Source organism: Pseudomonas rhodesiae, assembly GCF_007858255.1.
Classification (GTDB): domain Bacteria; phylum Pseudomonadota; class Gammaproteobacteria; order Pseudomonadales; family Pseudomonadaceae; genus Aquipseudomonas; species Aquipseudomonas rhodesiae.
This window is the reverse complement of the sequence record NZ_VFEU01000011.1, coordinates 71,022-85,079: the sequence shown is the minus strand read 5'-3', so window position 1 is coordinate 85,079 and position 14,058 is coordinate 71,022. Positions and strand designations below refer to the sequence as shown.

Sequence of the window (14,058 nt, the reverse complement as noted above, 5' to 3'; positions counted from 1 at the left end):
CAACAAAAAAGGGCCCACCTTTCGGTGAGCCCTTCTAAACCGCCCAGCAGAGCGGATTTTGTTTGGTAGGCGCGATTGGACTCGAACCAACGACCCCCACCATGTCAAGGTGGTGCTCTAACCAACTGAGCTACGTGCCTGCTGTGAGGCGGCATTCTACGGAATTCCGAAGGTGTGTCAACATCTTTTTCGTAGCTAACCCTATGAATATGCGAATTTTTTATCGAGGGCCACATCACCCGCAGTTTTTGCATGGCTGGCAGCCGATTTTCAACTCAGGTAGGATCGACGCACTCGTAAAAAATATAAAACAGAGGTTCCAGGATGGCGAACACCCCCTACCCCCAGTCGTATTACGCCGCTTCCGCCAACGCCGTTACACCTCGCCCTGTGCTGCAAGGCGAGGTCGAAACCGATGTGTGTGTGATTGGCGCCGGCTATACCGGTCTTTCCAGCGCACTGTTCCTGCTGGAGCACGGCTTTCGCGTTACGGTACTGGAGGCCGCGAAAGTGGGTTTCGGCGCCTCGGGCCGCAATGGCGGACAGATCGTCAACAGCTACAGCCGCGATATCGACGTGATCGAGCGCAGCGTCGGGCCCAAGCAGGCGCAGTTGCTGGGGCAAATGGCGTTCGAAGGGGGCAAGATCATTCGCGAACGGGTGGCCAAGTATCAGATTCAGTGCGACTTGAAAGATGGTGGAGTTTTCGCCGCGCTCAACAGCAAGCACATGGCCCATCTGGAGTCGCAAAAGCGTCTGTGGGAACGCTACGGCCATACACAACTAGAGCTGCTGGACGAGCGTCGTATCCGCGAGGTGGTGGCCTGCGAGAACTACGTAGGCGGTCTGCTAGACATGAGCGGCGGCCATATCCATCCGCTCAACCTGGCATTGGGCGAAGCCGCCGCCGTGGAATCCCTGGGTGGCACGATCTACGAGCAATCGGCGGCGGTACGTATCGAGCGAGGCGCGAGCCCCGTGGTGCATACCGCCGAAGGCAAGGTCAGAGCCAAGTTCATCATCGTTGCGGGCAATGCCTATCTGGGTAACCTGGTGCCGGAGTTGGCGGCCAAGTCGATGCCGTGCGGCACCCAAGTCATCACCACTGCGCCGCTGGGCGATGACTTGGCCAATTCGCTGCTGCCGCAGGATTACTGCGTCGAAGATTGCAATTACTTGCTCGACTACTATCGCCTGACCAGCGATAAACGCCTGATCTTCGGCGGCGGCGTGGTGTATGGCGCGCGCGACCCAGCCAACATCGAGGCGATCATCCATCCGAAAATGCTCAAGGCCTTCCCACAACTCAAGGACGTGAAGATCGACTACGCCTGGACGGGTAACTTCCTGCTGACTCTGTCTCGCTTGCCGCAAGTCGGGCGCCTGGGCGACAACATCTACTATTCCCAAGGCTGCAGCGGCCATGGCGTGACCTACACGCACTTGGCAGGCAAGGTACTGGCGGAGGCTTTGAGAGGCCAGGCAGAGCGCTTTGACGCATTCGCCGACCTGCCGCACTACCCGTTCCCGGGCGGGCAACTGTTGCGTACGCCGTTTGCGGCGATGGGGGCGTGGTATTACGGGTTGCGGGACAAGCTGGGCTTCTGAATAGGTCGCTGGAGCCGGTTCGCCGGCTCCAAAATCCGTTGCAAATCGCACAAACAAAAAACCCCGGTCTTTCGACCAGGGTTTTTGCTATCGGATCAAAACAGCTTTTAGCTTGCTTTGTGCTTCAAGGCGTTCAGTGGGCCTTGAGGCAGATATGGCGCAGCGGACGGGACTCGAACCCGCGACCCCCGGCGTGACAGGCCGGTATTCTAACCGACTGAACTACCGCTGCGTATCGCTTGACCGGCAGAGCAACATCTCTACCGTCATTAAACGTCTGACTGATCAACCTTGGCTGTTCAATCTCAGGCCCGATGTATCAGACCTGGAAAATATGGCGCAGCGGACGGGACTCGAACCCGCGACCCCCGGCGTGACAGGCCGGTATTCTAACCGACTGAACTACCGCTGCGCGTCGGTGCAACCTTAACGTTGCGTCTTGCCCGAAGGCAAAACTCTCAAGAAGTGGTGGGTGATGACGGGATCGAACCGCCGACCCTCTGCTTGTAAGGCAGATGCTCTCCCAGCTGAGCTAATCACCCTTTGCTTCGTTGAGGCCGCGAAATTTACGCAGGTAGCAGACCTAAGTCAATAGCCCGCTTGAAGTTTTTCCAAAAAAGACAAAATTGCTTCAAGACAGCCCTGCGCCCTACTCGCTGTAAATCATCTTCTTGCTCATGCCACCGTCCACGACGAACTCTTGCCCGGTAACAAACCCGGCCTGACGCGACAGCAACCACGCCACCATCGCCGCCACATCCTCCACCGTGCCGACCCGGCCGGCCGGATGCTGAGCATGATCGGCGTCACTCAACGGCTCAGCGCGCCGCACCGCAGGATCACGTGCATCGATCCAGCCAGGGCTGACGGCATTGACCCGCACTTCCGGCCCCAAGCTGATAGCCAGCGCGTGAGTCAGCGCCAGCAGCCCGCCCTTGCTCGCCGCATAGGCTTCACAGTCCGGCTCCGATTGCCGCGCACGGGTCGAGGCCAGATTGACGATTGCGCCACCGTGGGCACGCAGGTAGGGCGCACAATGCTTGGCCAGCAACATCGGCCCACTGAGGTTAACCGCCAGCACACGATTCCAATACGCCAGATCCAGGCTTTCCAGGGTGATGTTATGCGGATCGGCAACCGCCGCATTGCACACCAGGGCGTCCAGGCGCCCGAACTGCCCGAGCACTTCGGCAACCCCTTGGGCGACCTGTTTCTCGTCGGCCACGTCCATGCTGATAAACCAGGCGTTATCGCCCAGCACCTTGGACACCTTGGCACCGCGCTCACGATCAAGGTCCGTCAGCACAACTTGCCAACCCTCACTGATCAACCACGCCGCGATACCCAGGCCAATGCCCCGCGCCGCGCCGGTCACCAGCGCAACACGGCCGTTACTGGCTACCGCGGCTTCCATGGCCCACTCGATCACAAGGCCGCCAGCCCGCGAGCCAGGTCGGCCTGCAGGTCGGCCACGTCTTCCAGGCCGACTGCGATGCGGATCAGGCTGTCACGGATACCGGCCGCTTCCCGCTCCTGCGGTGCCAAGCGTCCGTGGGACGTAGTGCTCGGATGGGTAATGGTGGTTTTGCTGTCACCCAGGTTGGCGGTGATGGAGATCAAACGCGTGGCGTCGATAAAGCGCCAGGCGCCGTCCTTGCCGCCCTTGACCTCAAAACTCACCACAGCGCCGAAACCACGCTGCTGGCGCTGGGCCAACTCGTGCTGCGGATGGCTCTTGAGGCCCGCGTAGTGAACCTTCTCGATGCCGTCCTGCTGCTCCAGCCACTCGGCCAGCGCCTGAGCGTTGGCACAGTGGGCCTTCATGCGCAGACTGAGGGTCTCCAGGCCCTTGAGGAAGATCCAGGCGTTGAACGGGCTCAGGGTCGGGCCGGCGGTGCGCAAAAAGCCCACCACTTCCTTCATCTGTTCGCCGCGACCAGCCACTACACCGCCCATGCAACGACCCTGGCCGTCGATGAACTTGGTCGCCGAATGCACCACAACGTCCGCACCCAGCTTCAGCGGCTGCTGCAAGGCTGGTGTGCAGAAACAGTTGTCGACCACCAGCATTGCACCTTTGGCATGCGCCACTTCGGCCAGGGCGGCAATGTCTACCAGCTCGGCCAACGGGTTGGACGGCGACTCGACGAACAACAATTTGGTGTTGGCCTTGATGGCCGCGTCCCAGCCGGACAGGTCCGCCAAGGGCACGTAGTCCACTTCGACGCCGAAGCGCTTGAAGTATTTTTCGAACAGGCTGATGGTCGAACCAAACACGCTACGTGACACCAGCACATGGTCGCCGGCGCTGCACAAACTCATCACCACCGCCATGATGGCTGCCATGCCGGTCGCGGTGGCTACCGCCTGCTCGGCGCCTTCCAGGGCCGCAATGCGCTCTTCGAATGCGCGTACGGTAGGGTTGGTGTAGCGCGAGTACACATTGCCCGGCACTTCACCGGCAAAGCGCGCAGCGGCATCGCCAGCGGTACGAAACACATAGCTGGAGGTGAAGAACATCGGATCGCCGTGCTCACCTTCCGGCGTGCGATGCTGGCCGGCGCGCACAGCCAGGGTATCGAAAGCTACGCCATCGAGGTCGCTGTCCAGCCGACCGGCATCCCATTCCTGACTCATGCTGCCACTCCTTACTCAATACGGTATTTAAGATACAAAACCGGCCCCTCAGGGCCGGTGTCTACTCAGTTGTTGTACAGGTCGATGATCGCACTGACCGCCTGGGTCTTGATCTTCGACGAGTCGTTACGCGCCTGCTCGATCTTGTCCAGGTACGCCTCGTCGACGTCCCCGGTCACGTACTTGCCGTCGAACACGGCGCAATCGAACTGGTCGATCTTGATCTTGCCGCCACCGACCGCTTCGATCAGGTCCGGTAGGTCCTGATAGATCAGCCAATCGGCGCCGATCAGATCAGCCACGTCCTGGGTCGTGCGGTTATGGGCGATCAGCTCATGGGCGCTCGGCATGTCGATACCGTACACGTTCGGGTAGCGCACGGCGGGTGCGGCGGAACAGAAGTACACGTTCTTCGCCCCAGCTTCGCGGGCCATCTGGATGATCTGCTTGCAGGTGGTGCCGCGCACGATGGAGTCATCCACCAGCATCACGTTCTTGCCGCGGAACTCCAGCTCGATGGCGTTGAGCTTCTGACGCACCGACTTCTTGCGTGCTGCCTGACCCGGCATGATGAAAGTACGGCCGATGTAGCGGTTCTTGACGAACCCTTCGCGGAACTTGACGCCCAGGTGGTTAGCCAGTTCCAGCGCAGCGGTACGACTGGTGTCCGGAATAGGGATCACCACGTCGATATCGTGCTCGGGACGCTCGCGCAGGATTTTCTCGGCCAGTTTCTCACCCATGCGCAGGCGCGCCTTGTACACCGACACACCGTCGATGATCGAGTCCGGACGCGCCAGGTAGACGTGTTCGAAGATGCACGGCGTGAGTTTCGGCGCCACGGCGCACTGACGGGTGTGCAGCTTGCCATCTTCGGTGATGTACACCGCTTCACCCGGCGCGAGATCGCGGATCAGGGTGAAGCCCAACACGTCCAGGGATACGCTTTCCGAGGCGATCATGTACTCGACGCCTTCGTCGGTGTGACGCTGGCCGAACACAATCGGGCGGATGCCATGGGGGTCGCGGAAACCGACGATGCCGTAGCCAGTCACCATGGCCACTACCGCATAGCCACCTACGCAACGGTTGTGCACATCGGTGACCGCGGCGAACACGTCCTCTTCGGTGGGTTGCAGCTTGCCGCGCTGAGCCAACTCGTGGGCGAACACGTTGAGCAGCACTTCCGAATCGGAGCTGGTGTTGACGTGGCGCAAGTCAGACTCGTAAATCTCCTTGGCCAGTTGCTCAACGTTGGTGAGGTTACCGTTGTGCGCCAGGGTGATGCCGTAAGGCGAGTTGACGTAAAACGGTTGGGCTTCGGCCGAAGTGGAGCTGCCGGCAGTCGGGTAGCGCACATGGCCAATGCCCATGTGACCGACCAGCCGCTGCATGTGACGCTGATGAAACACGTCACGTACCAGGCCATTATCCTTGCGCAGGAACAACCGGCCGTCGTGGCTGGTCACAATACCGGCAGCATCCTGGCCGCGGTGCTGGAGGACGGTTAGCGCGTCATACAGCGCCTGATTGACGTTCGACTTACCGACGATACCGACGATGCCACACATGCGACGCAACCCCTACTTAATGGATCTTGACTGAGTACCGCTTACTGAGGCGTTTTGGCCGGTAAGAGGTGCTCCTTGAACGGCATATCAGCGGGTACGCTGATGCCGCTGGCCAGCCACTGACTGCTCCACCCCAATATGAGGTTCTTGGACCAATCTGCAACCAATAGAAATTTTGGCACGAGTACCGACTCCTGCCACCATGCATCCTGCTGTACCGGCCCCAGGCTCAACAGCCCGACCGCCACGACCACCAGCAACGCACCACGCGCGGCGCCGAAGGCCATGCCGAGAAATCGATCGGTCCCGGAGAGGCCGGTGACGCGTATCAACTCGCCAATAAGATAATTGACCATTGCCCCCACCAGCAGCGTGGCGATGAACATGATGGCGCAGCCCGCGATGACGCGAGCCGAAGGTGTCTCGATGTAACCGGCCAGATAAACCGACAGTGAACCACCGAACATCCAGGCTACGACTCCTGCGATGATCCAGGTCAGCAACGACAGGGCTTCTTTGACGAAGCCGCGGCTGAGACTGATCAAAGCGGAGATGGCGACGATTGCGACAATCGCCCAATCAACCCAGGTAAATGGCACGTTTGAGCCTACGGACGGATAAGGCGGCGCATTTTAGCAGAGCGTCGGGCTGTCGGTAAGCGGTGATTGCAGCTGCTTAGCAAATCAATGGTTTGTGACGCCCATGACAAACCAATGTGGGAGGAGGCTTGCCTCCGATGGCGCTGGATCAGTCATTCATGCGCCGACCGCTAAATCGCCATTGGTGCAACCCCCCTCCCACACTAAGAACGATTGGTCGGCTTGAATCAGCCACGCTCAGGCTGGAAACGGGTCACAAAACCTTTCAGACCCTGCTGACGATCGAGCAAATCGCGCAAACGATCGGCTTCGGCACGCTCGATCAACGGCCCGATAAATACCCGATTCTTGCCGTCAGCACTGCGGATATAAGCGTTGTACCCTTGAGCCCGCAGCTTTTTCTGCAAGGCGTCGGCACCGTCGCGATTGCCCAGGCTGGCTACCTGGATTGACCAGCTGATCGACAGACCATTGGCGTCGATACGGCTCTGCCCCACGTCCGGCTTGCCCGGGGCGGCGGGCTGTGGCGCCACCGGCTTGGGTGCCGGCGCGGGCGCTGCAGGCTTGGCCGCTGCGGTCGCTGGCGCAGGTGCCGGAGCAGGCTTGACCACCGGCACGCTTGGCTGCACCGGCATCGACGGCGCCTGTTGCGTCGCCAGGTCTTCCTCGCTTGGCACGGGTTCTTCTTCCGGCAAGGCTTGCGGCTCAGGCACCACCACCGGCTCAACCTGTACCTGCGGCACTGCTGGCGCCTGAGGCGCAGCCGGGGCCTCGACCACCACCTGGCGCTGTTCGTCCTGGCGGGAAAACAGCATCGGCAGGAAAATCACCGCCAACGCCACCAGCACCAGCGCGCCGACCATCCGCTGCTTGTAAGCGCTATCCAGTAATGCCATGTGCAGCTTCCTCCGTGGAGCGCCGGGCCAACCACTCAAGCGCCTCGGCAACACAATAAAATGATCCGAACAACAGAATCTCGTCCTCGGGCATTGCCACCGCACACTGCGCCTCAAGGGCTGCGATGACGCTTGTATACGACGTCACCGGTGCACCAAGGTTCTGTAGCGCCGCCGCCAATTCCGCGGCAGGACGACTGCGCGGCGTATCCAACGGCGCTACCGCCCACGCCTGGACGCTGCTCAGTAGAGGCGCAAGCACCCCATCAAGATCCTTGTCGGCCAGCAACCCGAAGACCGCAAGACGTCGCCCGACCGGCGGTGTGCACGCCAAGCGGCGCGCCAGGTAGTCGGCGGCGTGGGGGTTATGCCCCACGTCCAGCAACAGATTCAAGCGCTTGCCTTGCCATTGGACCACACGACGATCCAGGCGCCCGGTCACCCGGGTCGCCAACAAGGTCGCAGCAATCTGCTCGGCATTCCACGGCAGATCCAGTAGCAGATAGGCTTGCAGTGCTAGCGCAGCGTTTTCCATCGGCAGATTCAACAGCGGCAGGTCACCCAGCGTCACGACCTGTCCGCGCGCATCACGCCCCTGCCATTGCCAGTGCCGCTCGCCGATCTCAAGTTTGAACTCACGGCCTCGCAGGAAAAACGGGCAATTCAGCGTGCGCGCTTTGTCCAGCAATGGCTGCGGCGGGTCAAGATCGCCGCACAGCGCAGGCTTGCCCTGGCGGAAGATTCCGGCCTTCTCGAACGCCACGGATTCCCGAGTGTCGCCCAGATAATCGGCGTGATCCACGCCAATACTGGTGACCAGCGCCAGGTCGGCATCCACCACGTTAACCGTGTCCAGGCGCCCGCCCAGGCCCACTTCCAGCACCACCACATCCAGGTGCGCACGCTCGAACAGCCAGAACGCCGCCAGAGTGCCCATTTCGAAGTAAGTCAGGGAAATATCGCCACGCCCGGCATCAAGCGCGGCAAAGGCGTCGCACAGTTGCGCATCGGTGGCTTCGACGCCATTGATCTGCACCCGCTCGTTGTAGCGCAGCAGGTGCGGCGAGCTGTACACGCCCACCTTCAGGCCTTGGGCCTGCAGCAACGCGGCGACAAAGGCACAGGTAGAGCCCTTGCCGTTGGTGCCGGTCACCGTGATCACGCGCGGTGCCGGCCGGCCCAACCCGAGGCGGGCCGCTACCTGTTGCGAGCGCTCCAGGCCCATGTCGATGGCGGAAGGATGCAACTGCTCAAGGTAGGCGAGCCATTCGCCCAGGGTTCGTTGGGTCATAGGTTTGCAGGCACCGGCGGCACCACGATCGGCTCGACCTTGGGCGCAACGTATACCGGCGTCGGCAAGCCCATCATTTGCGCCAGCAGGTTGCCCAGGCGCGGACGCAGTTCGCCGCGCGGAATGATCATGTCGATGGCTCCGTGCTCCAGCAGGAACTCGCTGCGCTGGAAACCTTCGGGCAGCTTTTCGCGCACGGTCTGCTCGATCACGCGCGGGCCGGCAAAGCCGATCAGGGCTTTTGGCTCGCCGACGATCACATCACCCAGCATCGCCAGGCTGGCGGAAACGCCGCCGTAGACCGGGTCGGTCAGCACGGAAATAAACGGGATGCCTTCTTCGCGCAGACGCGCCAGTACCGCGGAGGTCTTGGCCATTTGCATCAGGGAGATCAAGGCTTCCTGCATACGCGCACCACCGGAGGCGGCGAAGCAGATCATCGGGCAACGGTTTTCCAGCGCATAGTTGGCGGCGCGTACGAAGCGCTCACCAACGATGGCGCCCATGGAGCCGCCCATGAAGGAAAATTCGAACGCCGACACGACGACCGGCATGCCCAGCAGCTTACCGCTGACGGAAATCAGTGCGTCTTTCTCGCCGGTCTGCTTTTGTGCGGCGCTCAGACGGTCCTTGTACTTCTTGCCGTCGCGGAACTTGAGACGGTCGACCGGTTCCAGGTCGGCGCCCAACTCATTACGGCCATCGGCGTCGAGGAAGATGTCGATGCGGGCGCGAGCGCCAATACGCATGTGGTGGTTGCACTTGGGGCAAACGTCCAGGGTCTTTTCCAGCTCGGGGCGGTACAGCACCGCGTCGCAGGATGGGCACTTGTGCCACAGACCTTCAGGAACCGAGCTTTTCTTCACCTCGGAACGCATGATCGAAGGGATCAGTTTGTCTACTAACCAGTTGCTCATGCTTTCTTTCTCCAGTACCGGTGGCTTGAACTCAGCCCCGCGTATGCCCTTGAGCTAAATTCATATGTGGCGATGACACAAACTGGACGGGGTCAGACGTTCGACCTGCCATTTCCAGCCAGTGCCCTCAGCCTTCCAGACAACCTGCCAACGCAAGGTTGCCACTTCGTTTCCGAGCCACCCACAGACGGCGTCGGGCTGTTTTACACAGTGGTAGTTATGGACGGCGGCAGACTGCCAGCCGTCACATCCCGCCATTGCTGTCGCGCACGGCCTGCATGAACGCGCGAATCTTGCTGTGATCCTTGATGCCTTTGGCCTGCTCCACCCCACCGCTGACATCTACCGCATAGGGCCTGACTTGCTGGATGGCCGCCCCGACATTCGCTGGGGTGAGCCCGCCGGCCAGGATGATCGGTTTGCTCAACCCTTGCGGAATCAGCGACCAATCGAACGCTTCACCCGTGCCGCCCGGAATACCTTCGACGTAGGTGTCCAGCAGTATGCCCCGCGCACCGGCATAGGCGGCGCAGGCACTGGCGATGTCATCGCCGGCCTTGACTCGCAGCGCCTTGATGTAAGGCCGCTGATAGCTTTCACATTCTTCGGGGGTCTCGTCGCCATGGAATTGCAGCATGTCCAGCGCCACGGCATCCAGGGTTTCGTTGAGTTCGCAACGGCTGGCGTTGACGAACAACCCCACGGTGGTCAGGAACGGCGGCAAGGCGGCAATGATGGCCCGCGCCTGCAACACATTCACCGACCGCGGGCTTTTGGCATAAAACACCAGGCCGATGGCATCCGCCCCCGCCTCGACGGCTGCCAGCGCGTCTTCTATGCGGGTAATCCCGCAAATCTTGCTGCGAACGGCTGACATGTCGTAGAAACCTCGGGGTTGGACCGCGAAAGTCCCGGATGGTAACAAAAGCTTTTCCGGGCGTCAGCCGCCAAGTTCGCTGAAGCCGGTCAGGAAGTGTGGCCCGATAAAACGCTCCGGCAGCTCAAATTCGTCCCGGTACTCCACTTGCACCAGATACAGCCCGAACGGGTGCGCCGTCACCCCCCCGGTACGCCGGATGCGGCTTTCCAGCACTTCCTTGGCCCATTCCACCGGGCGCTCGCCGGCACCGATGGTCATCAGCACGCCAGCGATATTGCGCACCATATGGTGCAGGAACGCCCCGGCACGAATATCCAACACAATCATCTTGCCGTGACGGGTCACACGCAGGTGATGAACTTCCTTGATCGGCGACTTGGCCTGGCACTGGCCGGCACGAAACGCGCTGAAGTCATGTACACCGACCAAATGCTGCGCCGCCTCGGCCATGCGTTCGGCGTCCAGCGGGCGATGGTTCCAGGTGATCTCTTCATTGAGGTGGGCCGGACGGATCTGGTCGTTGTAGATCACGTAACGGTAGCGCCGGGCGATGGCCTTGAAACGCGCGTGAAAATGCGCGGGCATCACTTTGGCCCAGCTGACGCTGACGTCATGGGGCAAATTGATATTAGCGCCCATGACCCATGCCTTCATCGAGCGCTCGGCCTGGGTATCGAAATGCACCACCTGGCCGCACGCGTGGACGCCGGCATCGGTGCGCCCGGCGCACATCAGCGACACCGGCGAGTCGGCGACTTTGGACAGCGCATTCTCCAGGGTTTCCTGCACCGTCGGCACGCCGGACGCCTGGCGCTGCCAGCCGCGATAGCGCGAACCTTTGTATTCAACGCCCAAGGCGATGCGGTAAAAGCCTGCGGCCGCCATTTCGGCGGCCGCGTTATCTATATTTGCCAAGAACTGAGAGCCTGATGAGTTGCGCAAAGGCGGCCATTATAAGGCGGCTCGCCGCGGACGCCATGTGTTTGGTGGGCTGCAAAGCAAAACGGCGACCCGAAGGCCGCCGCTGCGTCACTGACCGGTCATCAAGCCAGCCGGCCGAGCATCTCCTTGGCCTCGCCGCGCTGCACCTCGTCGCCCTCGGTGAGCACTTCGGAAAGGATGTCCCGCGCACCATCCGCATCGCCCATGTCGATATAGGCCTGGGCCAGGTCGAGCTTGGTGGCCACTTCATTGGTGCCGGAGAGGAAGTCAAACTCTGGCTCATCGTCACCCAGCGCAGCGTCCTGCGCCGTGAAGGACGGGTGCTCAAGGCTCTGAGACAGGCGATCCAACTCAGCGTTGACGTCGTTCAGCTCCGAGGCAAACGCATCCGGCTTGGCCTCTGCTTCGGGTTCGTCCGCCAGTGACAAATCGAAATCTTCCGGCAGTTCGAAGTCGTCCAGCGCCGCGGGGGTCAACGTTGGCGGCTCGACGGCCGGTACATCCTTCATCTCGCTTTCCAGACCCGAGAGGAAATCGTCGTCCGACTGCGCCGACGCCGGTGCGTCCAGTTGCAAATCGAAATCCGCCAGTTCATCGGTGGCGGCCTGGGCCTGGGTTTGCTCCTTGAGCAGGGATTCGAAGGTCTGCTGATCGTCCTTGAGTTCGGCTGGGGATGCCGACTCCAGCTCGTCCAGGCTCAGGTCGAAATCGGTATCGAACGCTTCCGACTGCTGCGCCGGCTTATCTTCCAGCAACTCCTTGACGTACTGAGCGTCAAGGGCAGCGGCGGCCACCGCGGCACTGACCCCCGCCGCCAGCACAGCCATCGCCGGGAAGCGCGCCTTGAGCTGCTCGACCTGGGCGTGGTTTTCACCGTTGGCCACCAGTTGACGCTCTTGGGTGACGAAGCCGTCTTTGTCGTTTTGCAGGCCATAGACCTCCATCAGCTTCAGGCGCAGATCGCTGCGCTTGGGCTCATGCTTGATCGCTTGCTCCAATACGTCGGCGGCCTGGTTGAGCAGGCCGCGATCGATATGGGACTGAGCCAGCGCCAAGGCATCATTGGCGTTTTGCGGCGCGACCGCCGCGGCCAGGGGCGACAGCACGGACGCAACCGACGGTGCCGCCACCGGCGCGCTCACCGCAGCAGGCGCGGGCGCAGCAGCCAGTTTGACGTTTGGTGGTGGCACTTCCAGGCCTTCAAAACTGTCCGGCGGCAAGTCCTGGTCGATATTGGAGGTGAATTCCGGCTCTTCGGCCAGGGCTCGCGCCATGCGCAGGTGCTTTTCTTCTTCGCGGCGAGCATTGCGATGGCGCAACACCAGCAGCAAAAGCAGCAGTGCAATCAAGGCCGCGGCACCGCCGACCACACCCAGGACGATCGGATTGGTCAGCAGCTCATTGAACTTGCCTTCGGTGGTGGCCGGTGCTGCGTCCGTCTTGATCGGTTCAGACACCGGGGCCACTGGGGTCGGTGTGGTCGGTGCAGCAGGAGCAGCCGGGGTGGCAGCGGGGTCGGCGGCCAGTTGGGCCGACATCGCCGGCGCGGCGGCGGCAGGGTCCGCTTTTTCAGCCTGAAGGCGAGCCAACTGATCGTTCTTCAGTTGAATCAGCTTTTGCAGCTTGTCCAGTTGGCTTTGCAGGTCGGCGGCGCGGCTTTTCAGCTCTTCGTTGTCGCGGCGCGTGGTGTCCAATTGCTCCTGGGTCATCGCCAACTTGTCGCTCAGGGCCTGGCTGTCGCCAGCCTTACCCTTGCCGCCTTTCTTGGCCGCTTCGGCAGAGACCAGGCTCAGGTTGTCCTTGGCATTGGTGGTCGCCGGGGCATTGCCTGCCTGGGTGCGTTTGGTGGCGTCCAGCTGCTGCTTGCCGGTGGCCTGGTTGGCCGCCGTGCGACGGCCCTGACGCCAGGCCTCGTTCTGCGCCCTGACTTCGGCGATCGCCTGGGGTTGCGGCAGTGCGGTACTTTGGACGGTGTCCGGCAGGCGCAGCACCTGGCCGGTTTTCAGCCGGTTGATATTGCCGTCGACGAACGCGCTCGGATTAAGTGCCTGGATAGCCAGCATGGTCTGTTGGACCGAAGCGCCATTGCGATGCTTTTCGGCAATTTCCCACAGGGTATCGCGGGGAGTGGTGGTGTGCTGGGCGGGCTTGCTCACGGCCGGCGCACTCAGGCGCGGCGCCGGGGCTGCCGTGGTGGCGGCTGGCTGATCGAACTTGGCCGGGTCAAGCAGCACGCTGTAGTCACGCATCAAACGGCCATTGGGCCATTGCACCTGCAACAGGAAACGGATGTAGGAATCGGGCAATGGCTTGCTGGAGGTGACGCGCACCACACTGCGACCATTGGGATTGACCACCGGGGTGAACGTCAGGTCATCGAGAAACGCCTGACGATCGACGCCGGCATCCACAAATGCCTGGGAAGACGCCAGGCTCGGCGTGATCTCGGACGCCGTGAGGCCGCCGACATCGAGCAATTCGATTTCCACCGACAAGGGCTGGTTCAGCTTCGACTTGAGGGTCATTTCCCCCAACTGGAGCGCCTGCGCCATACCGGAGGACAGCGCCGAGGCGGCCGCTATTGCTAACACCAGTTTGCGAACTTGAACCATAGCCTCATCCTTTGTTTGAACGCTCCCCGGCCTGCGAGAAGGTTGGTAACCGCTGCCATAAAAGGCATGGCGAGCCGATAGGTCACCGACACGCAATTGTTCCTG

The 14,058-nt window shown here is 61.5% G+C and carries 11 protein-coding genes and 4 tRNA genes; 1 reads left to right on the top strand and 14 read right to left on the bottom strand.

Translation table 11 applies throughout. The features are described 5' to 3' along the window. Positions 1–63: 63 nt before the first annotated feature. Positions 64–140 (bottom strand) — tRNA-Val (locus FIV35_RS17305). 184 nt (positions 141–324) lie between these two features. Between FIV35_RS17305 and FIV35_RS17300 the strand changes: the two genes are divergently transcribed. Further along, positions 325–1,608, top strand: coding sequence for an NAD(P)/FAD-dependent oxidoreductase (locus FIV35_RS17300; RefSeq protein WP_083377794.1), 1,284 nt, complete (start codon positions 325–327; stop codon positions 1,606–1,608). A 155-nt stretch (positions 1,609–1,763) separates the two neighbouring features. On the opposite strand, the gene FIV35_RS17295 is transcribed toward FIV35_RS17300, so the two are convergent. The 13 genes from FIV35_RS17295 to FIV35_RS17235 all read right to left on the bottom strand — a co-directional run bounded on the left by FIV35_RS17295 (position 1,764) and on the right by FIV35_RS17235 (position 13,953). Continuing rightward, positions 1,764–1,840, bottom strand: a tRNA-Asp gene (locus tag FIV35_RS17295). Between the two features lie 103 nt (positions 1,841–1,943). Then, positions 1,944–2,020 (bottom strand) — tRNA-Asp (locus FIV35_RS17290). Positions 2,021–2,074: 54 nt separating this feature from the next. After that, positions 2,075–2,150 (bottom strand) — tRNA-Val (locus FIV35_RS17285). Between the two features lie 107 nt (positions 2,151–2,257). Then, positions 2,258–3,022, bottom strand: a complete 765-nt coding sequence (locus tag FIV35_RS17280; protein ID WP_034136873.1) for an SDR family oxidoreductase — start codon at positions 3,020–3,022, stop codon at positions 2,258–2,260. Between the two features lie 11 nt (positions 3,023–3,033). Further along, on the bottom strand, positions 3,034–4,245 hold the full coding sequence (locus FIV35_RS17275) for an O-succinylhomoserine sulfhydrylase (RefSeq protein ID WP_034136872.1): 1,212 nt from the start codon (positions 4,243–4,245) through the stop codon (positions 3,034–3,036). Between the two features lie 65 nt (positions 4,246–4,310). After that, entirely contained in the window at positions 4,311–5,816 is a 1,506-nt protein-coding gene (gene purF / locus FIV35_RS17270; protein WP_034099151.1) for an amidophosphoribosyltransferase, read from the bottom strand. 41 nt (positions 5,817–5,857) lie between these two features. Next, positions 5,858–6,415: a CvpA family protein gene (locus tag FIV35_RS17265; RefSeq protein WP_034099153.1), complete on the bottom strand. Its 558-nt coding sequence runs from the start codon at positions 6,413–6,415 to the stop codon at positions 5,858–5,860. A gap of 227 nt (positions 6,416–6,642) precedes the next feature. Further along, complete coding sequence (locus FIV35_RS17260) at positions 6,643–7,311, bottom strand: SPOR domain-containing protein (protein WP_034136871.1); 669 nt, start codon at positions 7,309–7,311, stop codon at positions 6,643–6,645. After that, positions 7,295–8,602 (bottom strand): bifunctional tetrahydrofolate synthase/dihydrofolate synthase, encoded by a 1,308-nt coding sequence (folC, locus tag FIV35_RS17255; protein WP_034136870.1) that lies wholly within the window; start codon positions 8,600–8,602, stop codon positions 7,295–7,297. The genes FIV35_RS17260 and folC overlap by 17 nt, the downstream gene beginning before the upstream one ends. Next, on the bottom strand, positions 8,599–9,519 hold the full coding sequence (gene accD / locus FIV35_RS17250; protein ID WP_034136869.1) for an acetyl-CoA carboxylase, carboxyltransferase subunit beta: 921 nt from the start codon (positions 9,517–9,519) through the stop codon (positions 8,599–8,601). The genes folC and accD overlap by 4 nt, the downstream gene beginning before the upstream one ends. A 244-nt stretch (positions 9,520–9,763) precedes the next feature. Beyond that, positions 9,764–10,396: a phosphoribosylanthranilate isomerase gene (locus FIV35_RS17245; protein ID WP_034136868.1), complete on the bottom strand. Its 633-nt coding sequence runs from the start codon at positions 10,394–10,396 to the stop codon at positions 9,764–9,766. A 63-nt stretch (positions 10,397–10,459) separates the two neighbouring features. Then, positions 10,460–11,284 carry a tRNA pseudouridine(38-40) synthase TruA gene (gene truA / locus FIV35_RS17240; protein ID WP_034136867.1) on the bottom strand — a complete coding sequence of 275 codons (825 nt, stop codon included), beginning with the start codon at positions 11,282–11,284 and terminating at the stop codon, positions 10,460–10,462. Between the two features lie 158 nt (positions 11,285–11,442). Continuing rightward, the gene (locus FIV35_RS17235; protein ID WP_034136866.1) at positions 11,443–13,953 is read right to left on the bottom strand and encodes a FimV/HubP family polar landmark protein; all 2,511 of its coding nucleotides are present in this window, start codon (positions 13,951–13,953) and stop codon (positions 11,443–11,445) included. Positions 13,954–14,058: the final 105 nt, after the last annotated feature.

Excerpts from the sequence above, each read along its gene's own strand:
- folC (WP_034136870.1), bottom strand. The coding sequence starts at position 8,602 with ATGACCCAACGAACCCTGGGCGAATGGCTCGCCTACCTTGAGCAGTTG.
- accD (WP_034136869.1), bottom strand. The coding sequence starts at position 9,519 with ATGAGCAACTGGTTAGTAGACAAACTGATCCCTTCGATCATGCGTTCC.
- FIV35_RS17260 (WP_034136871.1), bottom strand. The coding sequence starts at position 7,311 with ATGGCATTACTGGATAGCGCTTACAAGCAGCGGATGGTCGGCGCGCTG.
- truA (WP_034136867.1), bottom strand. The coding sequence starts at position 11,284 with ATGGCGGCCGCAGGCTTTTACCGCATCGCCTTGGGCGTTGAATACAAA.
- FIV35_RS17245 (WP_034136868.1), bottom strand. The coding sequence starts at position 10,396 with ATGTCAGCCGTTCGCAGCAAGATTTGCGGGATTACCCGCATAGAAGAC.
- FIV35_RS17275 (WP_034136872.1), bottom strand. The coding sequence starts at position 4,245 with ATGAGTCAGGAATGGGATGCCGGTCGGCTGGACAGCGACCTCGATGGC.
- FIV35_RS17280 (WP_034136873.1), bottom strand. The coding sequence starts at position 3,022 with ATGGAAGCCGCGGTAGCCAGTAACGGCCGTGTTGCGCTGGTGACCGGC.
- FIV35_RS17235 (WP_034136866.1), bottom strand. The coding sequence starts at position 13,953 with ATGGTTCAAGTTCGCAAACTGGTGTTAGCAATAGCGGCCGCCTCGGCG.
- purF (WP_034099151.1), bottom strand. The coding sequence starts at position 5,816 with ATGTGTGGCATCGTCGGTATCGTCGGTAAGTCGAACGTCAATCAGGCG.
- FIV35_RS17300 (WP_083377794.1), top strand. The coding sequence starts at position 325 with ATGGCGAACACCCCCTACCCCCAGTCGTATTACGCCGCTTCCGCCAAC.